Consider the following 12,737-nt stretch of genomic DNA (forward strand, 5'->3'; position numbering starts at 1 on the left):
AAGCCTGCAACCCTACCGGGAGAGTGGGAGCGGCAGGCCGGCGCGCGAAGCAATATACATCATCAGAAGGTTTCCCAGCCTGCGTCTCCCGAGGAGGCGGTCGCGGCAGCCAGGCGTGATGTCCGGTTCCCGGCGCTGCGTGGAGCGGGTTTGCTTTGCCCCCCCGGCAGGCGGAAGACATTGACCATCTCCTGCAGTTTTGTCGCCTGATCTTCCAGGCTGCTTGCGGCAGCGGTGGACTCCTGAACCAGCGCGGCGTTCTGCTGCGTGGTGGTGTCCATTTCGCTCATCGCCTGGGCAATCTGCGAGATGCCACGGTTTTGTTCGTCCGATGCGGCAGCAATTTCCTGCATCAGATCCTTCACCTGAGTCACCGAGTGGACAATGCCGCTCATGGTTTCCCCGGCGAGATCCACCTGGCGGGTGCCTTCCGCTACCTGTGCCACGGATTCGTGGATCAGGGTTTCAATCTCTTTTGCTGCCTGGGCACTACGCTGGGCAAGGGAGCGAACTTCACCTGCCACCACTGCAAATCCGCGCCCCTGGTCACCGGCGCGGGCCGCTTCTACGGCGGCGTTAAGCGCCAGGATATTGGTCTGGAACGCAATGCCGTTAATCACTGAGGTAATATCAGCAATACGGTGTGAACTGTCGCTGATATCTTTCATCCGCGCCACCGCTGTACTGACCACGCTGCCACCCGTGCTTGCGCTGTCGGATGCGGCTATCGCCAGCAGACTTGCCTGTTGGGCGTTCTGCGCGTTCTGTTTCACGGTGGAGCTTAACTCTTCCATACTGGCGGCGGTTTCCACCACGGCCGCGGACTGCTGTTCAGTACGGGCAGCTAATTCGTTATTGCCGACGGCAATCTGATTTGCCGCTGTACTGACCGAATGCGACGCGGAACGTACCATTACCAGCGCTTCCGACATGCGGTTAAGCAGGGCGTTAAAGGCGGAGATGGCCATGCCGATTTCATCCTGACGACCGGCGTCCAGGTTTTTCTCAAGATTCAGGTTCTCGCTGATGTGGACCATGCCGTCTTTCATCGCGTTAAGACGGTTGCGGATATTAAGCACGGTCAGCAAACCAAAGATACCGAGCACCAGCGTGGCGACCAGCGTTGCCCCGGCAGAGAGGACCATTGAATGTTGAATTAACGCTTTGTTAGCCTGGTTTGACTGCTCGACCAACTGGGCGTTGTAGGCGATCTGGTCGGTAAAATCTTTTGCCAGTTGGCTGATTTTACTGGCCACCAATCCCCCGGAACGCATGGTGGCAGCAATGGCGTTACGATCGTTTGTCTCGGAAATTTTAAAATACTGATCCATCACGCCACGGAAACTTTCTAAATCAGCCTGCGTTTTCTTTGATAATTCCAGGTCGTGTTGATCGGAAACCAGATCACTGAGGTAATGCTGATGCATAGCGGAAAGTTCGTCATAGACTTTTATGGCTTCTTGCTTAATTGCGCTCATCTCTGTATCGCTTTCAGCCAGGCCATGCAAATAGAGCTGCGAACGGACAGCGGTGACTTTAAACATTTCTTTATTCATTGCATCCAGACTGGGCAATATATTGGCCTGGAAATATTCTGTTTCACTGCCGATTTTTGACAATGACATCATGGCTATGACGTTGGTAACAATTAGGCTGATAATTAAAAGCGAAAAGGTCAGTAATAAGCGTTTGGTAATGTTCATAAATACTCCCGGTATTTGTTGGTGCTATCATTCAATTTTTATTGAAAAAAGGTCAGGCGGGAGTCCTTCCACAAACACATTGCCATATCTGTCTGGCATCACAACGAGGCTGTTTTGAGAATATACCTTATATTTACTGCTTATTTTAAAATAATATTGTGGAGGTTCTCACAAAAAAAGAAGCTTAAGAAATATTAAGGTATTGAATCTACAAGGTAAATTAATTACTCTGCTACGCTTTATCTTTTTATCTCCACGATTGCTTTTATTTCGATTGATATCCCTTTACCGGCACACCGACAAAGGGATATCAAATAACTAACGGGCGTTATTACATTAATGATGCTCATGACGCGTCGAAAGTTTTTGTAATACCGTAAGCTGTGCAACGGCTTCCTGCATGGCATCCATTCCGGAGGTTAATGCATGCAGGCTGCTCAGATGTTTGGCTATATTCTCACGCTCATGGGTCGTTTTATTACTCATCGCGGCAATGGTGTCAGCGGCGGTAATAGAGTGCTGCGCCATATTACTGGCGGTTTCCACCGTGTTGTTGGCGACGGCGCGAATACGCGAAATGGTGCTTACCGCCTGGTTAATATTTTCTGCCGTCGCATCCGCCTGTTCTTTAGAGGAGTGCGCGAGTCGTCTGACTTCGGTTGCCACAACCGCAAAACCCCGCCCGGCTTCACCGGCACGCGCCGCTTCTACTGCCGCATTCAGCGACAGCAGGTTGGTCTGGAAGGCAATATTGCTGATACCGCTGGTAATTTCATTAATGCCAGCGGAAATTTTTTCCAGGTCATCCAGCCCTTCGACTAATCGGTTCTGTGCTTGCTGGCTCTGCATGGCGATATCACTGATGGAGCGAATACTGTTTTCGGCTATGCCCAGCGTTTCATTCTGGGTTTGTGTTGCCGCTTCCAGCATGGGCAGTGCCGCCATCAGCGGCGCCAGCTTTTGCTGGTAGGCGACAACGCGATTAATCACCCCGGTCTGAAAATCATTGAGCGCCTCCCAGCGGCGTAGCGCGCGCTGGGCGTAATGCCCGGCATAGCTGGCGTATTCCACCGGGAAGTGGGTCATGGCTTTGACGTTGTGATTAAAAAACACCAGCGCCGATAAGGTCTGGTTAATTGGTACGCCGAGAATCTCGCCAAAACTGGAAAACCCCGCCGCCGGTAAGCCTTTAAAAAAATGGGCGTTATGCAACTGCGACTCGCTGCCGAGGCGGCGCAAGATACAGTCGTTCATCAGGATTGCCGCAGGTTTGCCCAGCGGGGCAATAAAGTTCTTCCAGTCGTGCAGGGTGGCTTGCTTAAAGTCGGTCTCTTCCAGCAGATGCAGGCGGTCGCCAAACTCCAGATCACAGAAAAAGTGAACACCATCGTCATCAATTTTGGCCACCGAGCGAATAAAATACTCATCACCGACTTTGACGCCAAACGTTAATCCCTTCAGTCTCTCCGTCAGGTGTTGCTCATCGCAACGCAGATGTTCCGCCAGCGCGGTCGTGAAATATTGCTGCTGGCCCTGTTCATCAAAGACTGACGTGACCGTGCGCGCCACCGGATCGGCCTGCGCGATAAGCCAGCTTTTCTTCAGTGGCTTAAAGTTCTGACTTTTGAAGGGGGCGAACGATTTACCGGCCGCCATTTGACAAAAAATGATCACCGCTTTGCCTTGCAGCACCTTACCGCCCACGCTTATCCAGGTGCCGTCAAACGCCAGTTTACCGCCCGCCGAGCCGCCAATGGCCAGGCACGGAAAACGGCCGCTGTTATACCAGGCTTGCATCAGGAAACCTTCCGATGCAGACAAGCCATCGCAATAGATCATGGCAAACGTGCGGTCGGAAGAGAGCGGCATTTTGACTTTCAGTCGGTCCAGCTCTTGCGTAATGGCTTTAATGCGATCGGTCGCGGTATGGGTATTTTTGACATGCAGATCAACGATATGTACTTCGTGTTCAGCGATCAGATTGTTGGGCAGCATCAACCAGCTGCCTTGTTGCCCTGCGCCATCGCAATAGGTGGTCTCCCGGCAACTGCTGCTCAGTGCACCGCTGGAAGAGAGCGTCACGACCGTCAAATGTGAAGAGGAGAAGCGCTGCCAGGCCTGGCTGACACGTGAGTAGTCGGCATTGGGCGGCACAAAGGTCATCAAAATGCCCGCTGCGCTGTTGCTTAACCCCGCTGCTGATAATGACGCGGGCAGATTCTGACAATCATAAGTACCATTGGCGGGATGGTGACGACCGCGAAGCAGTGAGGCGCCAGTAATTTTTTTTATCGCCGCGAGTACAGACATATTTCACCTTTGTTTTTATTGGGTTAATCAACAAATTGTAGGGCGGACATCCTGGTGAATTTATGGGGCTAAACAGCTAATCCTTGCGATAGCGCTTAGTAGAGTTAATTGTGAGTGTGCGATCTTTTTTGTTATTCATTCTGCAATGTTATCGCCCGCCGCTTACATAACTTTAATAGGTTATTCACAAATAACGTCGCTGTATTGGCCGGATCATCATTATTTGTTTGGTGATGGCAAATGTGCTGTCAATAATGTGATCTTGCTCATAAGAACATTCTCAATCATTGGGGGTTATAAATTACAGGATATATTCCTTAACTATTAGGGCGTTGATTTCTGTTCCGTTGGTAATATTTTTTTATGCAGTTGATTAAGTCGCTGTTTTAGCACGCAAGCGTTTTTCAGGGCCATCCTGCGTCAGGATAGCGATGCTCTTTTCATCGACGTGCTATGGCAGCGACGAATGTCTTGTTCGCTTTCTGAGCATTGATAACGTGAATATTGCCACTGATGAATGTGAGTCGACAGTGACGGGAAAAAAGAAACGCCGCTGGTTCTGTTCGTTAACAACCCTTCGTGGATATTCCCGATAATAAGAAAGAAAGCGAGCGAGAATTTTCTGTTTTATCAGGTGATGATTTATTTTTACGCCGTTGCGCTTGCTGTCTTCATATTATTGTTCTAAGCGTATTCGTTTCTGTTGTTATCTTGTTTTTGCTCTATTCTTTATATGGTGTTGATGATTTGCATGGCGATTTTTAAATAGTCAGTACGTCAATGTTTTTATCATTCAGCAAAAGGTAGTGAGTGCATAAATGATTATTTTTGTGTTTATGCGCGCTCATTTTTATTACGGCTTCGTCAGTCAATATTGGCTTGTTATTTACGGGAGAACACGCAATGAGAGCACTTACCTGGCATGGTCCGCATCGTGTGAAAGTCGAAAACATGCCCGATCCGGACTTAGCTGCGCCGGACGATATTATCCTGCGCGTGACGGCAACCGCGATCTGCGGTTCCGATTTGCACCTTTATCGCGGCAAAATACCCGGCACGCATCATGGAGATATTTTCGGGCATGAATTTATGGGGGAGGTCGTTGAGGCAGGCCCCGAAGTGAAAGCCGTCAGCAAAGGCGATCGCGTGGTTATCCCATTTGTTATCGCTTGTGGAGACTGCTTTTTCTGCCGTCTGCAACAATATGCTGCGTGCGAAAAGACCAATAGTGGCAAAGGTGCGACGCTGAACCGCAAAACCATTACGCCGCCTGCTGCCCTCTTTGGCTACAGCGATATGTATGGCGGGATACCCGGCGGGCAGGCCGAATATGTGCGGGTGCCAAAAGCTAATACCGGGCCATTTAAAGTGCCGGATACCTTGCCGGATGAGAAAGTCTTATTTCTCTCCGATATCCTCCCTACGGCCTGGCAGGCGGTCAAAAATGCTGAGGTGAAACAGGGCTCAAGCGTTGCGATTTACGGTGCAGGGCCGGTGGGACTGCTGACGGCGGCATGCGCGCGACTGAATGGCGCAGAACGGATTTTTATCATTGATCATAATGATTACCGGCTGGCGTTCGCACAGCAACGCTACGGCGCAATTCCCATTAACTTTGATAAAAACGACGATCCTGCCGCCTGGATAATTGAGCAGACGCCGGGCAATCGGGGCGTGGACGCGGTGATTGATGCCGTTGGCTTCGAAGCGAAAGGGAGCCTGACCGAAACGGTGCTAAGCACCTTGAAAATCGAAGGCAGCAGCGGGAAAGCGCTCAGACAGTGTATTGCCGCTGTGCGCCGCGGTGGAATTGTCAGCGTGCCTGGTGTGTATGCCGGGTTTATTCATGGCTTCCTGTTCGGCGACGCCTTTGATAAAGGCCTCACCTTTAAAATGGGCCAGACGCATGTTCACGCTTACTTACCGGATCTGCTTAATCTGATTGAGCAAGGGCATCTGACGCCGGAAGAGATCGTCACACACCATATGCCGCTGGAAGAGGCGGCGCGTGGCTATGAAATCTTCGAAAAACGCCAGGAAGAGTGCCGCAAGGTGATCCTGGTGCCAGGCATGAGCGCCGCAAAGGCGACACTGTAAGTTGGCTTCACGGCGGTGGAAGTCAGCACCGCCATTTACACAGAGGGAGGAAGTGATGACGACACCGTCTCTATCTATCGCCAATGAACTGGGGCGATTGTTACAGGAAAAAAAGTTGCAACTGGCGACTGCGGAGTCGTGTACCGGCGGACTGATAGCCTCTGCGTTGTGCGCGGCAGAAAATACTCCGGCGTTCTACGGTTGCGGGTTTATCACCTATACCGACGAGGCGAAAATTCGATTGCTTGAGGTCAACGCCGGGACGATAGCAACGCACACGGCGGTGAGTGAACAGGCGGTAAAAGAGATGGCCGCAGGTGCACAGCAACGTTCGGGGGCGCATGTCAGCCTGGCGGTAAGTGGTTATGCCGGGCCGGAGGGGGGAGAAGATGGCACGCCAGTGGGTACCATCTGGTTTGCATGGCAGCTTCCCGACAATACGCTTTCGACGAAAGTGAAGCTTTTTGACGGCGACAGTGAAGCGATTATTAAGCAAGCGACAAGTTATGCCATGGGAACATTAATCATGTTATTAGCCGGGTACGGTGAAGCCAGGGAATAACCTTTTTTAGCCAGTACGAAGACCGGCGAATGACATCAGAAGTTTAATCAATGTGCTGGCAATAAAGAGTGCCAGCACGCTACTGAACCACAAAAAAATAAACCACATCACTTTCCTGGCGGTGGCCTGAGGTTTATTTAACATCAGTGATATCCCTCCCCGGGATGAATTTTCCCGCGAAACACATAATAACTCCATGAGGTATATACCAGGATCAGTGGAATGATCAGCAGTGCACCTACCAGCATAAACCCCTGACTTTGCGCCGGAGCAGCGGCTTGCCACAGTGAAATATCCGGCGGAATAATATTCGGCCATATACTGATGCCGAGGCCGCTGAAACCGAGAAAGATGAGCCCAAGCGTGAGGATAAAAGGCAACATGTGGTAGTGGGGCTGTTGCAGCATTCGCCAGAGGCAGAGGCTCAGTATCACAACCAGTAACGGAACGGGGGCAAAAAACCACAGATTGGGCAGGCTGAACCAGCGCAGGGCAATGGTGTGGTGTGCCAACGGAGTCCAGATACTGATAACGGCGATGGCCAGCAATAAGGCGAGCAGCAGCGTCCTGGCAGCTGTGCGCATCGTATACTGCAAATTCCCCACACTCTTCATGACCAGCCAGGTGGAGCCGAGCATGGCGTAGGCGACAACCAGCCCGATGCCGCAAAACAGATTAAACGGCGTAAGCCAGTCCAAAGCACCGCCGCTGAAGGTGCGCTCGCTGACAGGGAAACCGTTGATCACCGCGCCGACAACGATCCCTTGTGCAAAAGTGGCGAGCAGGGAGCCCGCGAAGAAAGACTGGTCCCAAAACGATTTGTGAGCGTGCGTTGCTTTAAAGCGGAACTCAAACGCAACGCCGCGAAAAATCAGCCCGATCAACATCAGCGTGAGAGGAATCGCCAGGGCATCGGCAATCACCGCATAGGCGAGGGGAAATGCGCCAAAGAGTCCGGCGCCGCCCAGGACCAGCCAGGTTTCGTTGCCATCCCATACCGGAGCGACGCTGTTCACCATGATGTCGCGCTCAAGCGGATCCTGAATCGCAGGGAAAAGAATGCCAATCCCCAGATCGAAACCGTCCATTACGATGTACATCAGCGTGGCGAAAACGATAATGACAAACCAGATCAGTGATAAGTCGATACCCATTAGTGATTCTCCTCGCCCTGTAACCGTTCCCCGGTGGCAGACAACGGGCGCGCCGGTCTGCCATCTTCCGGGGGCTCGTCGATCGGATGCGGCCCTTTTTTGATCAGCCGCAGCATATAGCTGTAACCCACGCCGAATACAGAGCTGTAGACCACAATAAACAGCAGCAGACTCAGGCTCATTTGCAGCGTGCTGTGCGCAGACACGGCGTCTGCGGTGCGCAGCAGTCCATACACTACCCAGGGTTGCCTCCCCACTTCAGTGGTCACCCACCCGGCGAGGATCGCCACCAGACCGGCTGGCCCCATCCACAGCGCAAAATGAAGAAAAGGCCGGGCGTGGAATAAACGACGCCGGTATCGCAACCATAATGCCGCGAGACCCAGAACAATCATCAGTACGCCCATGCCCACCATCAGCCTGAATGACCAGAAAACGAGGGTGGAATTGGGCCGTTCCGCTTTGGGGAAGGATTTCAGTGCCGGAACCTGCTCATTTAATGAGTGGGTGAGAATCAGGCTGCCGAGCGCCGGGATTTCCACCGCATAGCGGGTGCGCTCCTGTTCCATATCAGGCAGGCCGAACAGGATCAGCGGTGTGGCTTCACCTGGCGGATTCTCCCAATGTCCTTCAATGGCGGCGATTTTCGCGGGCTGATGTTTAAGGGTATTCAGACCATGCATATCGCCAACAAAGGCCTGCAAGGGCGCGACAATCAGCACCATCCACATCGCCATTGACAGCATTTTGCGTATGGCGGAAGCGTCCCTGCCGCGCAACAGATGCCAGGCCGCAGAAGCGCCGACCAGCAGCGCGCTACTGAGAAACGCCGCAATGGTCATATGCAGCAGGCGATACGGAAAAGAGGGATTAAAAATGACCGCCAGCCAGTCGGTTGGCACAACCTGACCGTTTTCAATGGTGAAGCCTTGCGGTGTGTGCATCCAACTGTTGGATGCCAGGATCCAGAAGGTGGACATCAACGTGCCGATTGCCACCATGCAGGTGGCGAAAAAATGCAGGCCTGGACCTACCTTATTCCAGCCGAACAGCATCACGCCGAGAAAACCGGCTTCGAGGAAGAAGGCGGTCAGCACTTCGTAGGTCAACAACGGGCCGGTAATACTTCCGGCAAACTGTGAAAATCCGCTCCAGTTGGTGCCGAACTGGTAGGCCATCACCAGACCTGACACCACGCCCATACCGAAATTAACGGCAAATATTTTTAACCAGAAATGGTAGAGCGCACGCCAGTCGCTATTTCGTGTTTTTAACCAGAGTCCTTCCAGAACCACAAGATAGCTGGCAAGGCCGATGGTGATGGCCGGGAAAATGATATGAAACGAGACGGTAAAGGCGAACTGTAGTCTTGCCAGATGAAACGCATCCCATGCAAACATGTGGGCCACCTTCTAAAAAAACACCCCTTGTTTAAGGGGGGTGTCGCGTAAGCAATACGGATGGTTATTCCTCTCGAGGCTCGCCGCTACCCAGTTCTGCACCGGTTAGCGGGTCGACAGCAGGATCGGATTGGGTGCGTTTAGCCATTGCTTTCACCAGCGCTTCCTGCTCCTTACTGAGCGTCACCGTTGCCAGACCATCACCGCCGTCGACCGCAGGTTGCGGATTAGCAACGTACTCGAAGTGTTCATCGCTGTTCCAACTGCCGCGCGGATCATCCCCCTCCGACATGTTGTAATAGACATGAGTGTACTGTTCGACAGGTGGCAACTTGCCTGGCGGGAAATTATTGCGAATGGAATAGAGCGCTTTCTCAAATGACAGCTGATGCGCTGCTTCGCGCGTCATTAAGAAACCCAACGCGTCTTTGACACCGGGATCGTCGGTGACATTGATCAGGCGCTCATAGATGATTTTGGCCCGGGCCTCTGCGGCAATATTAGAGCGCAGATCCGCCGTTACTTCGCCAATGGTATCAATATAGGCTGCCGTCCAGGGCACCCCCGCGGAATTGGTCAGCGCGGGGCCACCGCCGTACAGTAACGAGGTGATATGGCTGTCGTTACCATTCTCCGTTAACGAACGGTAAAGCTCGGCTTCATTTTCCGTCCCTTCCGCTAACTGGCCTTTTGCCCCTTTATTGAGCATACCGACCAGCGAGCCAATAATTTCCAGATGGCTCAGTTCTTCGGTGGCAATGTCCATGAGCATCTCCTTGCGCCCGGCATCTTCATCACCCAATCCCTGGGTAAAGTAACGACAAGCGGCAGCGAGTTCACCTTGGGGGCCGCCGAATTGTTCAAGCAAAAGGTTAGCCAGTCCCGGATTGGGCGCGCTGACCCGGACGGTATACTGTAATTGTTTTACGTGTCGAAACATAAAACCTCCGGTTGCGTGGTGGTTATTTCTTCGCTTCGACGCCGTCTGCTGCATCACGAAGTAAAAATTGTTCAGTGACAACAGGCAAATGTGTCAGTGCCCAATCTGCCATCGCTTCTTCTTGCGCCAGGATTTGCTCAAATATTTCTACACTGGCGGTATCGCCAACCTTTTGCGCAGCAGCAATTAACGAGGTATAAGAGGCAATTTCAAATTGTTCGAATACATAACTACTGATAGAACCTTTGACAATTTCGTCGGAGGCAAACATTCCGCCAACGGCTTGCCCCATTGCCGCCATTTTACTGGTGGCATCTTTTAATAACGAGCGACTAATACCGTTACGATCAATGACTTCTTCCAGTAATTTAATTTGCGTCTGAGTTTCAGTCAGATGTTGCGCAATGCGCGCACGCAAATCGGGGTAATTATCGATACGGTTACTCATGGCATTAAGCATAGATTCTGCCTGTTTTTCCATAGCGTGCGCATCGCGTAGCCAGTCATGATAATTTTCTTGTGGCGTCATGATACATTCCTCAATAATTAATGTGCTTAGCAGAGAAGATTAATGTCGTCGCATAGCTATTAATGAAGAGGTTATTCAACTTCCGCTTTTTGATTAATGCTCGATGTGGCTATTTGGGTGAGCAAACCATCGGTGGTTTTTTCTTCGTCTAACGTGGCGGAGAGCAATTTTTGTGCATTTTTCAGGCCCAACTGGCTGGCGAGAGTGCACAGCGTACCGTACGAGGCGATTTCATAATGTTCCACTTTTTGCGCGGCTGCGATCAGTGCCGCATCGCGCACGCTGCCTTTTTCCGTGGCTTCGATAACTTCGTTGGCTTCGTCAATCAGTCCTTCCATTGCGTGGCATTTCATACGCTTAAGCTTAATCGAAGGCTCGGATTCAACAAGCTGATCGATACGTTCGATTTGCCCTTGTGTTTCTTCATAATGTTTTTTAAATGCCTCTGATAGTTTGCTATTTGACGCTTCCCGCGATAATTTCGTTAATGCGCGAGTAAGCTGTTTTTCTGCATTGTAAATATCAGACAAAGAGTGAATGAAAAAATCAGTTAGCGAATTGACCTGCATAAATTTTCACCTCTGGTTAAACAGGGGGTAATAGCGAGCCGGGAAACGACTCGCTGTCATTGAGTAAAATTAAACGTTGTGTAAAGCGGACGGGTAATTAAAACTTATTCACCCGATTTGCGGCCGCCGCCATGGCTCTGTTGACCGCCTTTTTTACCGGCTTCAGAAGCACGTTCCGGGTCATTTTTAAAATTACCGCCGCTATGTTGACCACCTTTACGTCCTGCTTCGGATGCTTTTTCACGATCTTCTGCGAAATTACCAGAACCGCCGCGATGTTCAGCCATGTTATTTCTCCAGTTTCGTTGTTTAAATAACGACATATTTTCAGTAAATAATGTCGTCGGTGTCGGTATCTAACTCTAGTCGGGGAGGGGAATATGTCAAAGCGGAGCGCAGAATTGTAAGGTGTATGAATTATTGATGACTTATTTGTTGTGGGTGATTGAATGTTTTTGAGGTGATGAAAATAGGCCTTTTAAAATAAAGGTGTTAAAGGATTTTTTTGGGTGTTGTGGCAGGGAAGTATTAGGAAATTTCTGTGCGGCAAGCAGGTTGAAACGCAACGGCGACACACGGTGTTTGTCGTGTGGCTAAATTTGTGGAAGAGAAAATATAATTTTATTTAATGTATTTAAGATAAATCTGACAAAGAAAAACCCTCAGGAACAGGAAATCCGGTCTGCACCTGAGGGCATGCAAATGCACACTCGTTACGCTAGTTAGTCTGCTAATAATTTGCGGTAATGCATTCAGAATATTCCTGATTTTTAGCGAAACGGCAAATCGTAACCACTTGTTAGATAAGAAAACGCCTAAGGAGAATTCTCTTTGCGTCCGTTATCCGCAGTCACTTGATAATCGCAAGCGGCTTACTATTCCTTTATCCGGTCAGCAGGATAAGGTCCTGTTTCGGCGAATCATCAGCAGACAGGTAATCAGCGAAACGGTGAGGTGACAGATGGGGTGCAATAATGAGCGGCTTCCCGGTGTGAAAGAAAATGCACGGGCGCTTAATGTTGAATCGGCGTTTCGACGGGTTGGGTTTGTTCTGTTGTTGAGCATTATTGTGGCTGCGTTGATGGGGCTTTTTTCCGGCGGCTATATGAGTTCGGCAACGACAATGAATCCCACGCACTCGTTAAAAGTGGAATATGAACGCTTTGGCCGCCTGCAAAATGAGTTCAGAGTGAAAATTTCCCCGCAATCGCTGGCCGCCGATAATTATGTCTTCAGCATCGGCGGCGCGTTCAGTGAACGTTTCCAGCCGGGTAGCGTGTGGCCGCAACCGGATCGCATGTTCAGTCAGGGGCAGACGCTTTATCTTGTCTATCACAATATTGCCGACAAGCGTGATTTCAGTGTCCGGGTGTACGTAACCCCCTCCATGCCGGGCAGAGCCGTCAACATGGTAAAGGTCAATGATGAGCCTGAAGCCCGTTTCTGGCAGTTTATTTTTCCTTAGGAGAAGAA

Annotated in this window: 13 protein-coding genes; 4 read left to right on the forward strand and 9 right to left on the reverse strand. The window is 50.9% G+C overall.

Annotated features, from left to right (window positions below):
- Positions 1 to 62 precede the first annotated feature (62 nt).
- Together N7922_RS11190 and N7922_RS11195 are read right to left on the reverse strand one after the other, a co-directional pair.
- A complete protein-coding gene (locus N7922_RS11190; protein ID WP_263100596.1) occupies positions 63 to 1,703 on the reverse strand; it encodes a methyl-accepting chemotaxis protein in 1,641 nt (546 codons plus the stop codon).
- 336 nt (positions 1,704 to 2,039) lie between these two features.
- Positions 2,040 to 4,013 carry a methyl-accepting chemotaxis protein gene (locus N7922_RS11195; protein WP_263100597.1) on the reverse strand — a complete coding sequence of 658 codons (1,974 nt, stop codon included), beginning with the start codon at positions 4,011 to 4,013 and terminating at the stop codon, positions 2,040 to 2,042.
- 579 nt (positions 4,014 to 4,592) lie between these two features.
- Between N7922_RS11195 and N7922_RS11200 the strand changes: the two genes are divergently transcribed.
- The 3 genes from N7922_RS11200 to N7922_RS11210 all read left to right on the forward strand — a co-directional run bounded on the left by N7922_RS11200 (position 4,593) and on the right by N7922_RS11210 (position 6,672).
- Positions 4,593 to 4,778: a hypothetical protein gene (locus N7922_RS11200; RefSeq protein WP_263100598.1), complete on the forward strand. Its 186-nt coding sequence runs from the start codon at positions 4,593 to 4,595 to the stop codon at positions 4,776 to 4,778.
- Positions 4,779 to 4,916: 138 nt separating this feature from the next.
- Positions 4,917 to 6,110, forward strand: a complete 1,194-nt coding sequence (locus N7922_RS11205; protein ID WP_263100599.1) for a zinc-dependent alcohol dehydrogenase — start codon at positions 4,917 to 4,919, stop codon at positions 6,108 to 6,110.
- 55 nt (positions 6,111 to 6,165) lie between these two features.
- Positions 6,166 to 6,672: a 2-oxo-tetronate isomerase gene (locus tag N7922_RS11210; protein WP_263100600.1), complete on the forward strand. Its 507-nt coding sequence runs from the start codon at positions 6,166 to 6,168 to the stop codon at positions 6,670 to 6,672.
- A gap of 6 nt (positions 6,673 to 6,678) precedes the next feature.
- On the opposite strand, the gene N7922_RS11215 is transcribed toward N7922_RS11210, so the two are convergent.
- The 7 genes from N7922_RS11215 to N7922_RS11245 all read right to left on the reverse strand — a co-directional run bounded on the left by N7922_RS11215 (position 6,679) and on the right by N7922_RS11245 (position 11,551).
- Positions 6,679 to 6,816, reverse strand: coding sequence for a DUF2474 family protein (locus tag N7922_RS11215; RefSeq protein WP_134318085.1), 138 nt, complete (start codon positions 6,814 to 6,816; stop codon positions 6,679 to 6,681).
- On the reverse strand, positions 6,816 to 7,826 hold the full coding sequence (cydB, locus tag N7922_RS11220) for a cytochrome d ubiquinol oxidase subunit II (protein ID WP_263100601.1): 1,011 nt from the start codon (positions 7,824 to 7,826) through the stop codon (positions 6,816 to 6,818). Before cydB ends, N7922_RS11215 begins: the two co-directional genes overlap by 1 nt.
- Positions 7,826 to 9,226, reverse strand: a complete 1,401-nt coding sequence (locus N7922_RS11225) for a cytochrome ubiquinol oxidase subunit I (RefSeq protein WP_263100602.1) — start codon at positions 9,224 to 9,226, stop codon at positions 7,826 to 7,828. The genes cydB and N7922_RS11225 overlap by 1 nt, the downstream gene beginning before the upstream one ends.
- Before the next feature lie 64 nt (positions 9,227 to 9,290).
- Positions 9,291 to 10,166 (reverse strand): manganese catalase family protein, encoded by an 876-nt coding sequence (locus tag N7922_RS11230; RefSeq protein ID WP_263100603.1) that lies wholly within the window; start codon positions 10,164 to 10,166, stop codon positions 9,291 to 9,293.
- A 22-nt stretch (positions 10,167 to 10,188) separates the two neighbouring features.
- Positions 10,189 to 10,695, reverse strand: a complete 507-nt coding sequence (locus N7922_RS11235; protein WP_263100604.1) for a ferritin-like domain-containing protein — start codon at positions 10,693 to 10,695, stop codon at positions 10,189 to 10,191.
- Positions 10,696 to 10,766: 71 nt separating this feature from the next.
- On the reverse strand, positions 10,767 to 11,264 hold the full coding sequence (locus tag N7922_RS11240; RefSeq protein ID WP_263100605.1) for a ferritin-like domain-containing protein: 498 nt from the start codon (positions 11,262 to 11,264) through the stop codon (positions 10,767 to 10,769).
- A 104-nt stretch (positions 11,265 to 11,368) separates the two neighbouring features.
- On the reverse strand, positions 11,369 to 11,551 hold the full coding sequence (locus N7922_RS11245; protein WP_061496377.1) for a general stress protein: 183 nt from the start codon (positions 11,549 to 11,551) through the stop codon (positions 11,369 to 11,371).
- A gap of 674 nt (positions 11,552 to 12,225) precedes the next feature.
- Here N7922_RS11245 and N7922_RS11250 point away from each other — a divergent pair.
- Positions 12,226 to 12,729, forward strand: a complete 504-nt coding sequence (locus N7922_RS11250) for a hypothetical protein (protein WP_263100606.1) — start codon at positions 12,226 to 12,228, stop codon at positions 12,727 to 12,729.
- The last annotated feature ends 8 nt before the right edge of the window (positions 12,730 to 12,737 follow it).

It is taken from the genome of Kosakonia sp. ML.JS2a, from assembly GCF_025642095.1.
GTDB lineage: Bacteria > Pseudomonadota > Gammaproteobacteria > Enterobacterales > Enterobacteriaceae.